This window comes from Pseudomonas sp. C8002 (assembly GCF_013385765.1).
GTDB lineage: Bacteria > Pseudomonadota > Gammaproteobacteria > Pseudomonadales > Pseudomonadaceae > Aquipseudomonas.
In genome coordinates, this window is sequence record NZ_JACAPJ010000007.1 from 1 (window position 1) to 17,517 (window position 17,517).

Genomic DNA, 17,517 nt, shown 5'->3' on the forward strand with positions numbered 1-17,517 from the left:
GAACCGGGCCGGAGTGCGGGCATGCCGAGCCTAAGCGAGGCACCGAGTGGTGGGGCAAAGACCTTTTGGTTACTTTTGGGGCGTTTGCCAAAAGTGACCCGCTGTAAGAGCGGAACCATAAGCGGCCGTTACCCAAATAACGGATATGTACTCAATCACCCCCCAAACGCATCCCTGAGAAACCCCGGCGCGATATACCGCTGATAATGCGCCTCGGACAAAATAAAAAACTCCCGATCAATCGCATCCCGCAACTCAGGCAACCCCCAATCCCGAAACTCCGGCATCAATACCATCCCGTAAGCCTCAAGATTGCTGATCACCCGCGCCCCCCGAGCAATCAACTGATACGCCCAGCAGTACTCCGACTGATGCGGCACAAACCGAATCTTGCGCTGCTCCAGCTGCCCCCGCAGCATTTTAGGGTCAAACACCTCAAGCTTCCCGGCCATCACCTGCACCAACAACTGCTCCAGCCGCAGCCAAACCGCACGTTTTTCTTCCTCGTTATACCCGTTCCACTGAATCACCTCATGGTGAAACCGCTTGCACCCCCGGCACACAAGATCGCCGTAAACCGTGGAGCACAGGCCTACGCAGGGGGTCTTGATGGTTTGGTTAGACATGGTCGACAACGCACAAATCAGCGAAACAGTTGCACATGTTAGCCCTTTGTCTAAGGTTGATCACCCTGCAAACTTGGCGCGGCAACTTACGTTTAGAATTTTTTTGCCGTAGAATCATCCGGCCTTGTAAGGCGCCAATAATCCGTTGGAAGCTGTTTTCAAAGCGTCACGAGCACAGTCGTTCCTAAAGAACGGTGTTGGCGATGGTTATTTACCCGGTAAATAGCCAGCGCCAACCCTCATCAGCTCCGTTCTGCAGGCGTAAAACTTTGAAAGCAGCTTCTGTGAGGATTGCCGGCAGCGCTGGCTCTACGGCCCAAAAAGCCCCTGAGCGCATGCGTGCCGTGCATTTCTGGATGAGCGTCCCGTGGGACCACTGATGAGGGTAATAACTGTGCTTGAAGCCTACCGCAAACATATCGAAGAGCGTGCAGCCCTGGGTATCGTTCCCCAGCCGCTTAACGCCGAACAAACCGCAGGCCTGGTCGAGCTGCTGAAAAATCCCCCGGCTGGCGAAGAAGAATTCCTCGTTGACCTGATCACCAACCGCATTCCACCAGGCGTTGACGAAGCTGCCTACGTCAAGGCCGGTTTCCTGTCTGCCCTGGCCAAGGGCGAAGCCACTTCTCCCCTGATCGACAAGAAACGCGCTGTTGAACTGCTCGGCACCATGCAAGGCGGCTACAACATCGTGACCCTGGTCGAGCTGCTGGACGACGCCACCCTGGCCCCCGTCGCTGCCGCCCAACTCAAGCACACCCTGCTGATGTTCGATGCTTTCCACGACGTCGCGGAAAAAGCCAGGAACGGCAACGAACACGCCAAAGCCGTGATCCAGTCCTGGGCCGACGGCGAGTGGTTCAAGAACCGCCCGACCCTGGCCGACAAGATCAGCCTGCGCGTGTTCAAGGTCACCGGCGAAACCAACACCGACGACCTGTCCCCTGCCCCGGACGCCTGGTCCCGTCCTGACATCCCGCTGCACGCCCTGGCCATGCTGAAAATGGCCCGTGAAGGCATCGTGCCGGATGAGCAAGGCAAGACCGGCCCGATGAAGCAGATCGAAGAAATGCGCGGCCAGGGCTTCCCGATCGCCTACGTCGGTGACGTGGTCGGTACCGGTTCGTCGCGTAAATCGGCCACCAACTCGGTACTGTGGTTCTTCGGCGACGACGTGCCTTACGTGCCGAACAAGCGCGCTGGCGGCTTCTGCTTCGGCAGCAAGATCGCTCCAATCTTCTACAACACCATGGAAGATGCCGGCGCACTGCCAATCGAGTTCGACGTTACCAACATGAACATGGGCGACGTGATCGACCTGTACCCGCATGCTGGCAAAGTCACCAAGCACAACAGCGATGAAGTCCTGACCACCTTCGAAATGAAGACTCCGGTCCTGTTGGATGAAGTCCGTGCCGGCGGTCGTATCCCGCTGATCATCGGCCGTGGCCTGACCGAAAAGGCTCGCGCCGAGCTGGGTCTGCCACCTTCGACCCTGTTCAAGCTGCCGGAAGCCCCGGCTGAAAGCGACAAGGGCTACACCCTGGCGCAGAAAATGGTCGGCAAGGCCTGCGGCGTGGCTGGCGTTCGTCCAGGCACCTACTGCGAACCGAAGATGACCACCGTCGGCTCCCAGGACACCACCGGTCCCATGACCCGTGACGAACTGAAAGACCTGGCGTGCCTGGGCTTCTCCACCGATCTGGTAATGCAGTCGTTCTGCCATACCGCGGCCTATCCAAAGCCGATCGACGTGACCACCCACCACACCCTGCCTGACTTCATCATGACCCGTGGCGGCGTATCGCTGCGTCCGGGCGACGGCATCATCCACAGCTGGCTGAACCGCATGCTACTGCCGGACACCGTCGGTACCGGTGGTGACTCCCACACCCGTTTCCCGATGGGCATTTCGTTCCCGGCCGGTTCCGGCCTGGTAGCGTTCGCCGCCGCCACCGGCGTCATGCCGCTGGACATGCCGGAATCGATCCTGGTGCGCTTCAAAGGTGAAATGCAACCTGGTATCACCCTGCGTGACCTGGTTCACGCCATTCCTTACTACGCGATCCAGGCTGGCCTGCTGACCGTAGAGAAGAAAGGCAAGAAGAACGCTTTCTCCGGCCGTATCCTGGAAATCGAAGGCCTGGACAACCTGAGCATCGAACAAGCCTTCGAGCTGTCCGACGCCTCGGCTGAACGTTCGGCTGCCGGTTGCACCATCAAGCTGTCGAAAGAATCCATCACCGAGTACCTGAACTCCAACATCACCCTGCTGCGCTGGATGATCGGTGAAGGCTACGGCGATGCGCGTACCCTGGAACGTCGTGCCCAAGCGATGGAAGCCTGGGTTGCCAACCCTGAGCTGATGGTTGCCGATGCTGACGCCGAATACGCTGAAATCATCGAGATCGACCTGGCCGACATCAAGGAGCCTGTGCTCTGCGCGCCAAACGATCCGGACGACGCCCGTCTGCTGTCCAGCGTTGCTGGCGAGAAGATCGACGAAGTGTTCATCGGTTCGTGCATGACCAACATCGGTCACTTCCGCGCTGCCGGTAAACTGCTGGATCAGGTCAAGGGTCAGCTGCCAACCCGTCTGTGGCTGTCGCCGCCGACCAAGATGGACGCTCACCAACTGACCGAAGAAGGCTACTACGGCATCTACGGCAAGGCTGGCGCGCGCATGGAAATGCCGGGCTGCTCGCTGTGCATGGGTAACCAGGCACGTGTAGAGCCGAACTCGACAGTTGTATCGACGTCGACCCGTAACTTCCCGAACCGTCTGGGTGACGGCGCAAACGTCTACCTGGCTTCGGCCGAGCTGGCGTCGGTGGCTTCCATCCTGGGTCGCCTGCCGACCGTCGAGGAGTACATGGAATACGCCGCGAAGATCAACACCATGGCCAGCGACGTGTATCGCTACCTGAGTTTTGACCAGATCGCCGAGTTCCGTGAAATTGCTGCAAGCGCCAACATCCCTGTGGTTCAAGCCTAAGGTTTTGTTGCTGTAAACGAACGCCGCGTATCGTCAGATGCGCGGCGTTTTTTTATGCGCCTCGATTGAGGCCCAGACCTTGTCCTGCGCCTGGGTGCACGGCGTGCCTTCCGGGTGCGCCTGGATCGTGGCGATCACCGCGCGTAACTCGGCCTTGCTCTGGTCCATTCGGGCTTGAAGCTCTTCTATCTGCGCAATCCTGCGCTCAAGCCTCAAGATGATATCGGCGCGTTTCGCCTCGCTCGGCGAATCGTCGGGCATCAGCGCCTTCAACTCCTGCAAGCTGAAACCGGCGCGCTGAGCGCCCTGGATCAATTGCAGCGTCTGCAACGTCTGCATGGGATAACGGCGATAGCCATTACCTTGTCGCTCGACCTGGATCAGCCCCTGGGCTTCGTAAAAACGAATCTTCGAGGCTGCCAAGCCGCTGCGTTCCGCCAGTTCACCAATATTCATCGCCAACCCCATTGACCTTAAAGTGACCTTTAAGCTTAGCCTGAGCGCTCCCAATGTGAGGAGTCAAGCATGTCGCCCTTTGAAGCGTTGCAATTGCCCAACGGCCAGCTCATCAGTAACCGCATCGCCAAGGCGGCGATGGAAGAGAACATGGCGGATGCGAACCAGGCGCCTTCCGAGGCCCTGATGCGCTTGTATCAAGCCTGGTCCGACGGCGAGCCCGGCCTGATCCTGACCGGCAACGTGATGATTGATCGCCGTGCCATGACCGGCCCCGGCGGCGTGGTGCTGGAAGACGAACGTCACCTGGACAAGTTTCGCCAATGGGCCGCGATTGGCCGGGCCAAGGGCGCGCAGTTCTGGGTACAGCTCAACCACCCGGGTCGTCAGACCATGGCCAACCTCGGCCAGCAGGCCCTGGCACCTTCGGCGGTGGCCCTCGATCTCGGCGGCTTTTCGAAGATGTTCGCCCAACCCAAGGCCATGACCGAGGACGATATCCAGGACGTCATCTCGCGCTTCGCCACCAGCGCGCGTCTCGCCGAAAAAGCCGGTTTCAGCGGTGCGCAGATCCATGCGGCCCACGGCTACCTACTCAGCCAGTTTCTCTCGCCCTTGAGCAACCAGCGCACAGACCGCTGGGGCGGCAGCGTTGAAAACCGCGCTCGGCTGTTGCTGGAGGTGATCAAAGCCGTGCGCGCCGCCGTGAGCGCGGATTTCTGCGTGGCGGTGAAACTCAATTCCGCCGACTTCCAGCGCGGTGGCTTCGACGCCGCCGACGCCCATGCCGTGGTCGAGCAGCTCAACCCGCTGGCCATCGACCTGCTGGAACTGTCCGGCGGCAGCTACGAAGCCCCGGCCATGCAAGGCGAGGCTCGCGACGGACGCACCCTGGCCCGCGAAGCCTATTTCATCGAGATGGCCAGCGACTTGGCGAAAGTCGCCAACATGCCGGTGATGGTCACCGGCGGCATCCGGCGCTTGCCGATCGTGCAGCAAGTCCTGGACAGCGGCATCGCCATGGCCGGGATCGCCACTGCCCTGACCCTGGAGCCGCACCTGATCAAGCAATGGCGCGCCGGCCGTGATCTCAACCCGCAATTGCCGCCGATCCGCTGGAAGCGCAAACCCCTGGCCAGCCTGGCGAACATGGCAGTGGTGCGTTATCAGCTTCGCCGCCTGAGCCGTGGCCGCCAGCCGAAACCCGGGGTGACGCCGCTGCTGGCGTTGATAAAAGACCAACTGTTTATCGCCCGCCGCACTCGGCAATATCGCGCTGCGATGACCAATTCTTCACATTGAGCGGGGAGCATTCAGCGCCATGGAACTGTCCTTAACTGATCAGCAGCTTTTTACCCTCACTGACGATTGGAGTTCTTCATGGCGAAAATCACCCTGGCCCAGCAATTGGCGACCACCCTTGAACAGGCGGGCATCAAGCGCATCTGGGGCCTGACCGGCGACAGCCTCAACGGCCTGACCGACTCCCTGCGCACCATGGACAGCATCGAGTGGATGCATGTGCGCCACGAAGAAGTGGCCGCGTTTGCCGCCGGTGCCGAAGCCGCCGCCACCGGCGAACTGACCGTATGCGCCGGCAGCTGCGGCCCCGGCAACCTGCACTTGATCAATGGCCTGTTCGATTGCCATCGCAACCACGTGCCGGTGCTGGCCATTGCCGCACAGATCCCCTCCTCCGAGATCGGCCTGAACTACTTCCAGGAAACCCATCCCCAGGAACTGTTCAAGGAGTGCAGCCACTTTATCGAGCTGGTGACCAATCCCGAGCAGATGCCTCACGTGCTGCACCGTGCCATGCGCTCGGCGATCCTCAATCGCGGCGTTGCGGTGGTGGTGATTCCCGGGGATGTGTCACTGTTGGAAGTAGAAGATAAATTCAAACCGTGGCCGGCCCTGCTGGCACCGCGCACGTTGCCGGCGGAACAGGACCTGCAACGCCTCACCGACATCCTCGAACACAGCGGCAAAGTCACCCTGCTGTGTGGCAGCGGCTGTGCCGGCGCCCACGATGAGGTGGTGGCCCTGGCCGACGCCCTCGGCGCGCCCGTGGTGCATGCCCTGCGCGGCAAGGAACATGTGGAGTGGGACAACCCGTTCGACGTCGGCATGACCGGCCTGATCGGCTTCAGCTCCGGCTACCACGCCATGCTCAACTGCGACACGCTGATCATGCTCGGCACCGATTTCCCGTATCGCCAGTTCTACCCGACCGACGCGAAGATCATCCAGGTCGACCGCAACCCGCAGGCACTGGGCCGGCGTGCCACGCTGGACCTGGGCATTGCAGCTGACGTCAGCGAGACCATCCAGGCGCTGCTGCCGCGCCTGACCCGCAAGACGGACCGCAGCTTCCTCGAAACCTCGCTCAAGCATTATGACAAAGCCCGCCAAGGGCTGGATGACCTGGCGGAACCGTCAAAGGCCGGCAGGCCAATTCACCCGCAATACGTTGCGCGCCTGCTCAGCGAACTGGCGGACGACGACGCAATCTTCACCGCCGACGTTGGCTCGCCGACAGTCTGGGCGGCGCGTTACTTGAAAATGAACGGCAAGCGCCGGTTGATCGGCTCGTTCAACCATGGCTCGATGGCCAACGCCATGCCCCAGGCCATCGGTGCGCAAGCCGCGTTTCCCGGGCGCCAAGTGATTTCGATGTCTGGCGACGGTGGCTTTACCATGCTGATGGGGGACTTCATCAGCCTGGCGCAGTTGAACCTGCCGGTGAAACTGGTGGTGTTCAACAACTCTTCTTTGGGCTTCGTCGCCATGGAGATGAAAGCGGCGGGCTACCTGGATACCGGCACCGAGCTGAAAAACCCGGACTTTGCCGCCATGTCCAACGCCATGGGCATCCTCGGTATTCGCGTAGAGCAGTCCGAAGACCTGGAACCGGCCCTGCGCCGCGCCCTGGCCCACGACGGCCCGGTGCTGGTGGACGTGGTCACCGCCACCCAGGAACTGGTGATGCCGCCGAGCATCAAGCTGGAGCAGGCCAAGGGCTTCAGCCTGTACATGCTCAAGGCGGTGATGAGCGGACGCGGTGATGAGGTGATCGAGTTGGCGAAAACCAACTGGCTGCGTTAATAGCGCCGTAGTGGCCGACCACGCGGCCTGACCGCAGACAAAAAAGACCCCGCTTAAATAGCGGGGTCTTTTTTCGCACGGCTGATCAGCCGTGCTGTTTTTCCACCCACTTGCCATAGGCGTCGATAAACGCCTGCAAAAACGGCTTGGTCTTTTCCGAGACCTTGCCCGACTCATCGAACACGCTGCCCGCACCGCCCAGGTAGGCTTCCGGCTGCTGCATGCACGGCACATCGAGAAACACCAGCGACTGGCGCAAATGGTGATTGGCCCCAAAACCGCCGATGGCGCCGGGAGACACACTGATCACCGCACCCGGCTTGCCGCTGAAGACACTCTGGCCATAAGGACGTGAACCGACGTCAATCGCATTCTTCAATACACCCGGCACGGAGCGGTTGTATTCGGGGGTCACAAACAACACCGCGTCGGATGAACGCACGTGTTGACGGAAAGTACTGTAGGCTGCCGGCGGTGCAGCACCGTCGATGTCCTCGTTGTAGAGCGGCAAATCGCCAATTTCGACAATGTTCAACTTGAGGTTGGCGGGCGCCAACTCGGCCAGTGCCAGGGCGACCTTGCGGTTGATCGACTCTTTTCTCAAGCTGCCGACCAGTACGGCAATCGTGTAGACCTTGCTCATTGGGGTTTCCCGATTTCTGACTTAAGGAGTTTGTAGTTATAGAGCCTGCGCGACGCTATCACCAGCGCGTTTTTGCAATCCCCAGGGACGTTTACACCGCAGATGGATTTGTAAGTAATGTCTGAAAAAGTCAACGAATAGTATTTTTTTTCAATAGGTAAACTACCCCGCTCTCCTACGGTCTACAGAACCGCAAATCGAGTGTTTATCTCCAGAGGTTCTAAACAGATGGCAGCAGTACTTGTCGGACAGTTCCATGCCAGAGACGCGGAAGGTCGCGTTTATTCGGTGCATGAGTTCCAGGAATCCAACCCGCCCCTCGACGGCCTGGCTGGCTCGGCGCCCACCACCACCTACAAGCTGGCCATTGGCGACCGCGTAGAAAAACTGGATGGCGATGAGTTCAGGCTGATTCAGTCGGGCACTATCATCACCCGCGAATCCGCCACGATCCACGCTTCATAAGACGTTATTCCCCATAGGCGATATCAACATTATCGCCGACGCCTCCCAGTGTCCGGTCCTTGCCGAACGAGAACAGATCAAAGTTGGTTTTGGCCTGGCTGGGAGGATAGTGGTACTGATAGGCCACGCCCCAAGGGTCCGTCAGCATGTCCTGATCCTTGAGATAGGGGCCCCGCCACTTCCCTTCTCCCGCTGGCTGAACCGTCAACACCGCCAGCCCCTCGTCGTCGGTAGGATAACGCCCTACATCTTGATGAAAACGCTCGACTGCCTTGCCCAGCTCTTTCAACTGGACCTTGGCCGTGGCGATTTCCGACTGAGTCACGTCGCCGAAGATCCGCGGCCCCACCGCAACCGCCAACACACCGACCACCAGCACCACCACCAGCAGGTCCCACAACGAAAACCCGCGCGTGTCTGTTTTACCGAGCATCGATAAGGCTCCCCCGTGGATCCTCTGGTTGATACGCCCTTTGTATGACCTGCTGGTTGCAGGCGCCAAGGGACTTGATCGTGCAAGTCTAGTTGGGGCGCTGCCGTGGCGGGTCTTTTTTCCACGCCCGGGCCTGAGCCATTGAATCCACGTCGCGCTGAACATAGACTCCGGCCATGCGTTTACGTCATATCGAAGTCATTCAAGCGATTTTACAGACCGGACACCTCGGCACCGCCGCCGAATGGTTGCAACTGCCCGTGGCCGATGTGGACGCAACCCTCAAGGATGCCGAGCTGCAATTGGGCTTCATGCTGTTCGCCAGTGTGCGCGGACGCTTGCAGGCCACCCGGGAAACCCTTGAGCTGCAGGCCGAAATCGCCCACCTCTATGCAGCCCTTGAGCCGGTGCAACGCCTGGCCAGCAGCCTGAAGCACCACCATGCCCCGCCCTTGCGCGCACTGTGCACCCCGCCGCTGGCCAATCAACTGCTGCCCCAGGCGATCGCCGTGCTGCGCCGACGTTTCCAAGACACGCCGTGCAACCTCTCCAGCCATTCCACCCGGGACATCGTCAAAAGCCTGCTGCTGCACGAAGCCGACCTCGGCCTGAGCCTGCACGACCCGGAACACCCGCAAATCCACAGCCAACCGCTGGCCCATGGCAAGCTGCAATTGCTCGCGCCCCATGGCTGGCTGAAGCCGCGGCAGAAATACATTGCGCTACAGGAGTTGGCCGGGCAGTCGATGATCGGCCTTGAAGGCCAGGACCCGCTGAGCCGCCTGCTGGACAGCAAGCTGCAAGCCCTGCGCCCGCTGCCGGTGGTGCAAACGCGGGTGCAGACGTATCAGATGATGCGCAGCATGGTAGAAGCCGGGGAAGGCCTGGCGATTGTCGACCCGTTCACCGCCAGCGGAGCACGGGAAGCCGGGCTGGATGCGTGCCCGTTGTCACCGCCGATTGTGGTGACCTTGTATGCGTTGACCCTGAAGGGCAGCGAGCCATCGCCCGCCTTGAATGCGCTGCTGGAGATTGTCACCGAGAAGGCTGAAAACCTGCTGACAAGCACATTGCCGTGAATGTGGGAGTTGCCGGGCCTTGGCGAGGCTGCGAAGGCGGCGGCACTGTCGATAAAGAGGTTGCCTGACCTACCGCTATCGCGGCCTCGCTGGGGCTCGACGGCTCCCACAGGGGATCGGGGGAAGTCTGGGAGCTGTGTGTTCGGTCGCAAGTACTTGGGTTGCTCAAATCGAATGTGGGAGCTGTCGAGCTTCAGCGAGGCTGCGAAGGCGGCGGCACTGTCGATAAAGAGGTTGCCTGATACACCGCTATCGCGGCCTCGCTGGGGCTCGACGGCTCCCACAGGGGGTCGGGGGGAAGTCTGGGAGTTGTGTGTTCGGTCGCAAGTACTCGGCTTGCGCAAATCGAATGTGGGAGCTGTCGAGCTTTAGCGAGGCTGCGAAGGCGGCGGCACAGTCGATAAAGAGGTTGCCTGACACACCGCCATCGCGGCCTCGCTGGGGCTCGACGGCTCCTACAGTTGATCGGTGCAGCTCAGACTGCTTCCAATTCTGTCTTGAACAACCGATACCAGAAAATCGCCACTTCGCGCGTCTGCGGATCAATCCCACGATAGCGCAGGTGGTCGATCCCGCCCATCACATACCCGCAGCGCTCATACAGCCGGCAGGCACCGAGGTTGTTGTTCTGGGTCTCCAGCATCATCCCCGGCAGGTTCTTCTTGCGGCTCCAGAACTGCGCCACGTCCAGCAACGCCTTGGCCACCCCGTGGCGCCGCGCGGGCAAGACCACCGCCAGCTCATCCACATGGGCAAAGCCGTTCCAGTTGGTGCTGACCACGATATGCCCCACGGGCCGGTCATCGAGGTAGGCCATGAACACCGCACTGTCGGCCGCGTCACGGAAGCTGGCGAATTCCTCGGGATCGATGCCGTAGCATTTGCGGTACGGCACGATACGCTCCACCGCCCACTGGTCGACGCGCTTGCCCATTTCCGGCTTGCCGTAGGCGTTGACTTCAAAGCTGAAGTCGTTCCCCCACACGTAGGCGTCAAATCCTTCGTCAGCCACCCGGACACTGAGGCCCGGGTACTTCGGGTTCATTACAGCTTGCATAAACATCCTTAACCCTTGATGCAGTCGACGGTGTAACAACGACCACTGCCGTCATCTTCGTGTTGCAGTCCATGAACATCGGCAACAAAGCCGGGGAAACTGCTATCGAACGTCCTGGCAAACGCCAGGTAATCAATGATCGAGCGAGTCGATTCGGTAAAGCGCTCACCCGGCATGATCAACGGAATGCCCGGCGGGTAAGGCACCAGCATGACCGCTGCGACCCGACCTGGCAAAGCGTCGATGGACACCGCCTCGACTTCGCCCTTGACCAACAGGTCGTAGGCGTCGGCCGGTTTCATCGCGATTTCCGGCAGTACCGTGTACATCCGCTTCAGGTGCTTGGCCGTGGCATTGCTGCGGTAACAGCTGTGCAACTGGTCGCACAGATCCTTCAAACCCAATCCCTGATACCGCACCGGGCCCTGCTGAAACACCGATGGCAAACAGACAGCAAGGCTCACGTTGGCGTCATAACTGCGCTTGAATTCCAGCAGTTCGGTGAGCAGGGTACTCCACTTGCCTTTGGTGATGCCCATGGAAAACAGCACGAGGAACGAATACAGCCCGGTCTTTTCCACCACCAGCCCACGTTCCCAGAGGAATTTACTGACCACCGCAGCGGGAATTCCGCACTCGCTCAAAGCCCCGCCGGCATTCAGGCCAGGCATCACCAGGGTGACTTTTATCGGGTCCAGCAGCACGTAGTCTTCGGCGATATCGCCAAAGCCATGCCAGTCGGCCTGGGGTTGCAGCAGCCAGTCCGCCGTCACCACCCGGTCAATGCCCGCCACCAGCGGCGGCTGCCAGATGGAAAACCACCAGTCTTCAGCGGCGATGTGCTGGCGCAGGTTGGCCAGGGCACGTCGGAAGCTCAGGGCTTCGTCAAACATCTCTTGCAGCAACGACCGCCCCGCCGGCCCTTCCATCATTGCGGACGCCACATCCAGGGAGGCGATGATGCTGTACTGCGGCGAGGTGGAAATATGCATCATGAACGCTTCGTTGAAGCGGTCGCGGTCCAGCTTGCGCACGCCGCCATCCTGCACATGGATCATCGACGCTTGGCTGAACGCCGCCAGCAACTTGTGCGTGGAGTGCGTGGTGAACACCAGCGGGCTGTCGGCCGTGCGCGAAGTGCCCATGCCATAGCGCCCGGCGAAAAACTCATGAAACGCCGCGTAGGCGTACCACGCCTCGTCAAAGTGCAGCACCTCGACACTGTTGCCCAGTTGCTGCTTGATCAGCTCGGCGTTGTAGCACAGGCCGTCGTAGGTGGAATTGGTGACCACCGCCAGCTTGACCCTGGCCGGTCGGCCTCGGGTCAGCGGGCTGGCCTCGATCTTGGCGCGGATCGACTCGGGGCTGAACTCGCTCAGGGGAATCGGCCCGATGATCCCCAGTTCATTGCGCTCCGGGCACAGGTACAGCGGGATGGCGCCGGTCATGATGATCGAATGCAACACCGACTTGTGACAGTTGCGGTCCACCAGCACCAGGTCATCCCGGCCCACCATCGAGTGCCAGACGATCTTGTTGGCGGTGGAGGTGCCATTGATCACGAAGTAGGTGTGATCGGCGCCGAAGTTGCGCGCTGCCCGCGCCTCGGCTTCGGCCAACGGGCCGGTGTGGTCCAGCAGCGAGCCGAGCTCCGGCACCGACACCGACAAGTCCGAACGCAGGGTATTTTCCCCGAAGAACTGATGAAACGCCTGCCCCACCGGGCTCTTGCGATAGGCCACGCCGCCGCCGTGACCGGGGGTGTGCCAGGAATAATTGGAATCCGCCGTGTGCTGCACCAGGGCCTTGAAGAATGGCGGCAACAGGCCATCAAGGTAGGCGCGAGCCGCACGGGCCACTTGCCGGGCAAGAAACGGCACGGTGTCTTCAAACAGATAAAGAATGCCCCGCAACTGGTTCAGCTCGCTCATGGCATCGGCCGGGGCGTTTTCCAGGGTGACCTGCTCACCGAGGGCGAAGATCGGCAGGTTTGGCGCCCGCACCCGCGCCAGGCGGATCAGCTCCACCATGTTTTGCATCAGATGGGTATTTTCCCCGGCGCCCTCGGCGGCAATCAGCATGCAGGCCAGGCCGTGATGGGTCGAAGCCACCAGGCGACCCTCGGCGTAGTCCACCGCCGAAAAGATACTGAAGCCCTCCTGCTCAAGCTCCCGGGCGATGCCCCGGACGCGGTCGCCGGCAACGGTGTCGGCCTTGATGTCGCGGTGTACGATCAGAACCGGGAACTTCAGGTCTTTGTACATGAGCGCTTGGCGTCCTGAGGGCTATGCCTTCAGGGTAGAAGCTCGGGGCCGATGTGGCGAATGAAGATGTTCAACCGGTGTTCATAAAGCGCCGTCGATGACCTCGCGCAACACCAGCGCCGCTTGCACCGCTTGCTGGCGAGTCGCCAGGTTGGTGAAGCCCATCAACAGACCTTGCTGACCACCGGGCTCGATACTCCAGCCCGACACGGCCTGTATCCCCAGCCCGGCACGTGCGGCGGCCGCAGCGACGGCCTGATCGCAGACGTCCACCCGCAGCCGCGCCAGCAGGTTGATCCCGCCGGACTGCTCATCCACCTGCAAAAGCGCCCCGCAATGACTGGCCAGTGCCTCCACCAGAAAGCCGCGCCGTGCGGTGTAGAGCTGGCGCATTTTTTTCAGGTGGCGGGTGAAATGGCCCTGGTCGAGAAAGTCCGCCGTGGTGGCTTGCAACAATTCGGCGCTGCGGTTTTGCAGCACGCCGGCGCTGGCCTCAAAGGCCGGGAGCAGCGCCCGAGGCACCACCAGATAACCCAGGCGCAGCCCCGGGAAGAGCATCTTGCTGAAACTGCCGGAGTAGATCACCCGGTCGGCCGTGTCCTGGCTCTTGAGCGCGGCCAGGGGCTGGCCCTTGTAGCGAAACTCGCTGTCGTAGTCGTCTTCCACCACCCAGCCGCCGTGGGCCTGTGCCCAATCGAGCAAGCGATGGCGCCGCGCAGCACTGAGGGCCACCCCCAGAGGGCTCTGGTGGGCCGGGGTGACAATCGCCAGCCGGGCGCCGGGCGCACGCCGTATGCCCTCCTCCACATCAAGCCCGTCGTGGTCCACCGGCACCGGGACCAACTGCGCCCCCAGGTGCAGCAGCAGTTGCCGCGCATGCAGGTAGCCCGGGTCTTCGAACCAGCATGGCTGGCCGGCCATCTGCAGCGCATCACACACCAGCGCGAGGCACGCCGAGTAACCGGCACACACGAACACCTGCTCCGGCGAACACTCCACGCCCCGGTACAGCGCCAGGTATTGCGCGATCGCCACACGCAGCGAGCGGGCGCCACGCACATCGCCCATGGCCAGGCTGTTCACATCGACTCGGCGCACTTGCCGGGTGACCAGCCGCGCCCACAGCTTGCGCGGAAAGCTGTCGAGCGCCGGCAAGCCCAACTGCAACAGGCGCGGGGCCGACGCCGGCGCCACGGGTTCGGGTTCAACCGGCAACGACTTGATCGAGCGCTGCGGCAGCGCCTCGGCCACCACTGTTCCCGCCTGGCCCCGCGCCAGGAAGAACCCTTCGCTCACCAGCAACTGGTAGGCCGTCTCCACCGTGCCCCGGGCCACCTTCAGTTCCTGGGCCAGGCTGCGCACCGACGGCACCCGCTCACCGGGGCGCAGTTGGCCCTGGTCGATGGCCTGGCGAAAGCGCCGGTAGATCTCCTGGTATTTGGGCAGTGACGACATCGTTATCCGGCTCACAGTGAATCAGCCCTGAAGTCTGATCTTGTCCCAACCCGCTTGTCCATTCTTGGCCCTATTGAGCCGGCGACCCGGCCGCCACACTGACGGCATCACTTCACGAAACAAGGAGCACCCCATGCAACACCGTCTCGACTACGCCCTGGCGGCGCCCGTCGGCTACAAGGCCCTTGGCTCGGTGCACAGCTACATCCACGGCTGCGGCCTGGAGAAGGAATTGATTGACCTGGTGTACCTGCGGGTCTCGCAACTCAACGGCTGCGCCTACTGCCTGGACTCACATTCGCGCGACCTGCTCAAACAGGGCGTGAGCCTGGAAAAGCTGATGCTGCTGGCCGCCTGGCGCGAAGCGTTGCCGTTGTTCAGCCCGCGTGAACGCGCCGCGTTAGCTTGGGCCGAGTCGGTCACCCAGGTCGCACAAACCGAGGTGCCGGACGAACACTATGCCGAGGCCAAGGCCCTCTTCGATGACAAGGAAATTGCCGACCTGACCCTGGCTATCGCCCTGATGAACGCCCTGAACCGCGTCGCCATCAGCTTTCGCAAAGTCCCTGCCGCCGTAAAAGCGCACATGGAGCACGGCAACCATGAATGACTCTGTTGAGTTTGTGCACATCGAAAGCGACGCCGACTGCCTGGCCTGCTTTGCCGTTATGCAGCAACTGCGGCCAAAGCTCGAAGACCCGCACGCCTTCGTCCAGCAGATTCAGCGCCAGCGCGAAACCGGCTACCGCCTGCTGGCCGCCCGGGAAAACGGCCAGGTGCTGGGCCTGGCCGGTTATCGCCTGACGGAAAACCTGCTGTATGGGCGCTTTATCTACGTCGATGACCTGGTGGTGGACGCCTCCCTGCAACGCCGACGCCTGGGTGCGCGCCTGCTGGACGAGGTACGCCAGCACACCCGCCGCCTGGGTTATCGCTACCTGGTGCTGGACACCGGCATGCACATGGCCCTGGCCCAACGCTTCTATTTTCGCCAGGGCCTGCTGCCACTGGGGATGCACTTTTCACAGGACCTCGACCAATGACCCGCGCCCTGCTACTGAGCTTCAGCCCCCACGGCAAGGCCGCCCAGACCTTCCGCCTGGCCCGCGCCCTGCTCCGCGAACAGGCACCCGAGGCCGAAGTGGTCGAACGCGACTACGGCGGCCAGGGCTTGCCGGCGCTGACTCGGGAATACGCCAACGCCCTGACCACGCCCGGCGGCTTGAGCGGCCCGGCAACCGAGCGCTCCGAGCAACTGATTGTCGAGCTGGAAGCCTGTGACCTGTTGATCATCTGCACCCCCGTGCACAATTTCACGGTGCCGGCGGCCCTCAAGTGCTGGATCGACCATGTGGTGCGCATCCACCGCAGTTTCACGGTGAATCCGCAGTTTGAGAAAGTCGGCTTGCTCAAGGACCGGCGCACCTTTGTACTGGTCAGCTCCGGCAGTTCGCGAAAAAACCGCGAGCCCGACTTCCTCACGCCCTACCTGCAGGCGATCCTTGGAACCGTGGGCATTCACGCGGTGGATTTCGTCTATCTGGGGGCCATGGTGCGTGGCGCAGCCGCCGTGCAGCGCAGCCTGGAACAGGCCCACACGCAGTTGGCCGAGGCATTTGACCGGCAAGCGGGCGCCCGGGCGGCAATCAGCGCTGGCGCGTAAAATTAATGGCGCTAGAATCAGCGCCATTTCTACGCCCGCCTCCCTGATACGAGCCACCCATGAGCTTTGATTTCGACACGATCCACTCCCGCCTCGGCACCGGCAGCACCAAGTGGAGTCGTTACCCGCAAGACGTTCTGCCGATGTGGATTGCCGACATGGACATCGCCGCACCACCGGCTGTGCTTCAGGCGCTGCACCAGCGCCTCGGTCAACAGATCCTCGGCTACAGCGTGGCCTGCGATGGCGTGCGCGAGGCGATCGTCGCCGACCTGTGGGCCAAGTACGCCTGGCGTGTACAGCCGGATGAGTTGCTGTTCCTGCCGGGGGTCGAGCCTGGTTTCAACATGGCGCTGCACGCATTTGTGCAGCCCGGCCAACCGGTGGTGTTGCAAACCCCCAACTATCGCCCGATCCGCCTGGCGCCCGGCCACTGGAACCTGCCGAAGATCGAAGTGCCATTTGAGCTGAGCGCCGAAGGCGAGTACCTCACGCCGTTGCCGGCAATGCGTGAAGCCCTCACCGGCGCCGGGGCGCTGCTGTTGAGCAACCCGCACAACCCGATGGGCAAGGTCTTCCCCCGTGAGGAACTGCTGGCCGTGGCCAGCGCCTGCCTGGACCAGGGTGCGCTGATCGTCTCCGATGAAATCCACGCCGAGCTGTGCTTTGACGGCCGCCGGCATATTCCCACCGCCAGCCTCAGCCCCGAGATTGCCCAGCGCACCATCACCCTGATGTCGGCGAGCAAGGCGTATAACGTCGCCGGGTTGAAGACCTGCTTCGCGGTGATCCAGAATCCCGAGATCCGCGAGCGCTTCAACCAAGCCCGCTGCGGCATGGTCGACAGCGTCAGCCCCCTGGGCCTGGAAGCCACGCGTGCGGCCTACAGCGACTGCGGCGACTGGCTGCAGGCGCTGGTGGCCTACCTGCAAGCCAACCGCGATTACCTGCTGAACGCCGTGCAAACCCGCCTGCCCGGCGTGGTCATGCATGCGCCTCAAGGCACCTACCTGGCCTGGCTGGATTGCAGCGCCCTGGGCCTGGACGACCCGCAACGGTTCTTCCTCGAACAGGCCAGGGTCGGCTTGAGCGCCGGGATTGAATTCGGCGATGACAGCCAGCAATTCGTGCGCCTGAACTTCGGCTGCCCACGGGCCATGCTGGAAGAAGGCATCGCCCGCCTGGAACGTAGCCTGCGTCACCGTTAAGGCGCAATTCACAACTTTTCGCAACGACCGCCGAACCCCTGCTGTTACTGTTTTTGCCGATTCGTCCC

General features: G+C 61.8%; 16 protein-coding genes. 9 read left to right on the forward strand and 7 right to left on the reverse strand.

The genetic code is table 11. The features are described 5' to 3' along the window. Positions 1–155 precede the first annotated feature (155 nt). The gene (locus HX814_RS11295; protein ID WP_093197112.1) at positions 156–626 is read right to left on the reverse strand and encodes a DUF1289 domain-containing protein; all 471 of its coding nucleotides are present in this window, start codon (positions 624–626) and stop codon (positions 156–158) included. Between the two features lie 394 nt (positions 627–1,020). Here HX814_RS11295 and acnB point away from each other — a divergent pair, with 394 nt between their 5' ends. Further along, complete coding sequence (gene acnB / locus HX814_RS11300) at positions 1,021–3,621, forward strand: bifunctional aconitate hydratase 2/2-methylisocitrate dehydratase (RefSeq protein ID WP_003209239.1); 2,601 nt, start codon at positions 1,021–1,023, stop codon at positions 3,619–3,621. Between the two features lie 33 nt (positions 3,622–3,654). On the opposite strand, the gene HX814_RS11305 is transcribed toward acnB, so the two are convergent. Further along, positions 3,655–4,077 carry a MerR family transcriptional regulator gene (locus HX814_RS11305; protein ID WP_087693749.1) on the reverse strand — a complete coding sequence of 141 codons (423 nt, stop codon included), beginning with the start codon at positions 4,075–4,077 and terminating at the stop codon, positions 3,655–3,657. A gap of 69 nt (positions 4,078–4,146) precedes the next feature. Here HX814_RS11305 and HX814_RS11310 point away from each other — a divergent pair, with 69 nt between their 5' ends. Both HX814_RS11310 and poxB read left to right on the forward strand, forming a co-directional pair. Further along, positions 4,147–5,379, forward strand: a complete 1,233-nt coding sequence (locus tag HX814_RS11310) for an NADH:flavin oxidoreductase/NADH oxidase family protein (protein WP_177008497.1) — start codon at positions 4,147–4,149, stop codon at positions 5,377–5,379. A gap of 78 nt (positions 5,380–5,457) precedes the next feature. Continuing rightward, positions 5,458–7,182 (forward strand): ubiquinone-dependent pyruvate dehydrogenase, encoded by a 1,725-nt coding sequence (gene poxB / locus HX814_RS11315; protein WP_177008498.1) that lies wholly within the window; start codon positions 5,458–5,460, stop codon positions 7,180–7,182. An 85-nt stretch (positions 7,183–7,267) separates the two neighbouring features. On the opposite strand, the gene HX814_RS11320 is transcribed toward poxB, so the two are convergent. Next, positions 7,268–7,825 carry an NADPH-dependent FMN reductase gene (locus HX814_RS11320; RefSeq protein WP_008431334.1) on the reverse strand — a complete coding sequence of 186 codons (558 nt, stop codon included), beginning with the start codon at positions 7,823–7,825 and terminating at the stop codon, positions 7,268–7,270. Positions 7,826–8,053: 228 nt separating this feature from the next. On the opposite strand from HX814_RS11320, the gene HX814_RS11325 reads away from it, so the two are divergent. Further along, entirely contained in the window at positions 8,054–8,290 is a 237-nt protein-coding gene (locus tag HX814_RS11325) for a hypothetical protein (protein WP_003209248.1), read from the forward strand. Between the two features lie 4 nt (positions 8,291–8,294). On the opposite strand, the gene gspG is transcribed toward HX814_RS11325, so the two are convergent. Next, complete coding sequence (gene gspG / locus HX814_RS11330) at positions 8,295–8,723, reverse strand: type II secretion system major pseudopilin GspG (protein WP_008431333.1); 429 nt, start codon at positions 8,721–8,723, stop codon at positions 8,295–8,297. Between the two features lie 176 nt (positions 8,724–8,899). Between gspG and HX814_RS11335 the strand changes: the two genes are divergently transcribed. Next, entirely contained in the window at positions 8,900–9,802 is a 903-nt protein-coding gene (locus HX814_RS11335) for a LysR substrate-binding domain-containing protein (RefSeq protein WP_008431332.1), read from the forward strand. A gap of 475 nt (positions 9,803–10,277) precedes the next feature. Here HX814_RS11335 and HX814_RS11340 read toward each other — a convergent pair whose 3' ends face one another. From HX814_RS11340 to HX814_RS11350, 3 genes are all read right to left on the reverse strand, one after another. After that, complete coding sequence (locus HX814_RS11340; RefSeq protein ID WP_003217028.1) at positions 10,278–10,847, reverse strand: GNAT family N-acetyltransferase; 570 nt, start codon at positions 10,845–10,847, stop codon at positions 10,278–10,280. Between the two features lie 20 nt (positions 10,848–10,867). Further along, positions 10,868–13,123, reverse strand: a complete 2,256-nt coding sequence (locus HX814_RS11345) for an arginine/lysine/ornithine decarboxylase (RefSeq protein WP_177008499.1) — start codon at positions 13,121–13,123, stop codon at positions 10,868–10,870. 81 nt (positions 13,124–13,204) lie between these two features. After that, positions 13,205–14,578: a PLP-dependent aminotransferase family protein gene (locus HX814_RS11350; protein ID WP_177008500.1), complete on the reverse strand. Its 1,374-nt coding sequence runs from the start codon at positions 14,576–14,578 to the stop codon at positions 13,205–13,207. A gap of 133 nt (positions 14,579–14,711) precedes the next feature. On the opposite strand from HX814_RS11350, the gene HX814_RS11355 reads away from it, so the two are divergent. Genes HX814_RS11355 through HX814_RS11370 form a run of 4 tightly spaced genes read left to right on the forward strand, consistent with a single transcriptional unit; the run spans position 14,712 to position 17,449 of the window. After that, positions 14,712–15,188 (forward strand): carboxymuconolactone decarboxylase family protein, encoded by a 477-nt coding sequence (locus HX814_RS11355; protein ID WP_003217021.1) that lies wholly within the window; start codon positions 14,712–14,714, stop codon positions 15,186–15,188. After that, the gene (locus HX814_RS11360) at positions 15,181–15,621 is read left to right on the forward strand and encodes a GNAT family N-acetyltransferase (RefSeq protein WP_087693842.1); all 441 of its coding nucleotides are present in this window, start codon (positions 15,181–15,183) and stop codon (positions 15,619–15,621) included. Before HX814_RS11355 ends, HX814_RS11360 begins: the two co-directional genes overlap by 8 nt. Further along, positions 15,618–16,241, forward strand: coding sequence for an FMN-dependent NADH-azoreductase (locus HX814_RS11365; RefSeq protein WP_102605240.1), 624 nt, complete (start codon positions 15,618–15,620; stop codon positions 16,239–16,241). Before HX814_RS11360 ends, HX814_RS11365 begins: the two co-directional genes overlap by 4 nt. A gap of 59 nt (positions 16,242–16,300) precedes the next feature. Continuing rightward, positions 16,301–17,449 carry a MalY/PatB family protein gene (locus HX814_RS11370; RefSeq protein ID WP_102605241.1) on the forward strand — a complete coding sequence of 383 codons (1,149 nt, stop codon included), beginning with the start codon at positions 16,301–16,303 and terminating at the stop codon, positions 17,447–17,449. The last annotated feature ends 68 nt before the right edge of the window (positions 17,450–17,517 follow it).

Bases quoted from the DNA above. Each gene is read 5' to 3' on its own strand.
- HX814_RS11350 (WP_177008500.1), bottom strand. From the start codon at position 14,578: ATGTCGTCACTGCCCAAATACCAGGAGATCTACCGGCGCTTTCGCCAG.
- HX814_RS11305 (WP_087693749.1), bottom strand. From the start codon at position 4,077: ATGAATATTGGTGAACTGGCGGAACGCAGCGGCTTGGCAGCCTCGAAG.
- HX814_RS11345 (WP_177008499.1), bottom strand. From the start codon at position 13,123: ATGTACAAAGACCTGAAGTTCCCGGTTCTGATCGTACACCGCGACATC.
- HX814_RS11370 (WP_102605241.1), top strand. From the start codon at position 16,301: ATGAGCTTTGATTTCGACACGATCCACTCCCGCCTCGGCACCGGCAGC.
- HX814_RS11360 (WP_087693842.1), top strand. From the start codon at position 15,181: ATGAATGACTCTGTTGAGTTTGTGCACATCGAAAGCGACGCCGACTGC.
- HX814_RS11355 (WP_003217021.1), top strand. From the start codon at position 14,712: ATGCAACACCGTCTCGACTACGCCCTGGCGGCGCCCGTCGGCTACAAG.
- HX814_RS11335 (WP_008431332.1), top strand. From the start codon at position 8,900: ATGCGTTTACGTCATATCGAAGTCATTCAAGCGATTTTACAGACCGGA.
- HX814_RS11295 (WP_093197112.1), bottom strand. From the start codon at position 626: ATGTCTAACCAAACCATCAAGACCCCCTGCGTAGGCCTGTGCTCCACG.
- HX814_RS11340 (WP_003217028.1), bottom strand. From the start codon at position 10,847: ATGAACCCGAAGTACCCGGGCCTCAGTGTCCGGGTGGCTGACGAAGGA.
- HX814_RS11325 (WP_003209248.1), top strand. From the start codon at position 8,054: ATGGCAGCAGTACTTGTCGGACAGTTCCATGCCAGAGACGCGGAAGGT.
- HX814_RS11320 (WP_008431334.1), bottom strand. From the start codon at position 7,825: ATGAGCAAGGTCTACACGATTGCCGTACTGGTCGGCAGCTTGAGAAAA.
- poxB (WP_177008498.1), top strand. From the start codon at position 5,458: ATGGCGAAAATCACCCTGGCCCAGCAATTGGCGACCACCCTTGAACAG.
- gspG (WP_008431333.1), bottom strand. From the start codon at position 8,723: ATGCTCGGTAAAACAGACACGCGCGGGTTTTCGTTGTGGGACCTGCTG.
- HX814_RS11310 (WP_177008497.1), top strand. From the start codon at position 4,147: ATGTCGCCCTTTGAAGCGTTGCAATTGCCCAACGGCCAGCTCATCAGT.
- HX814_RS11365 (WP_102605240.1), top strand. From the start codon at position 15,618: ATGACCCGCGCCCTGCTACTGAGCTTCAGCCCCCACGGCAAGGCCGCC.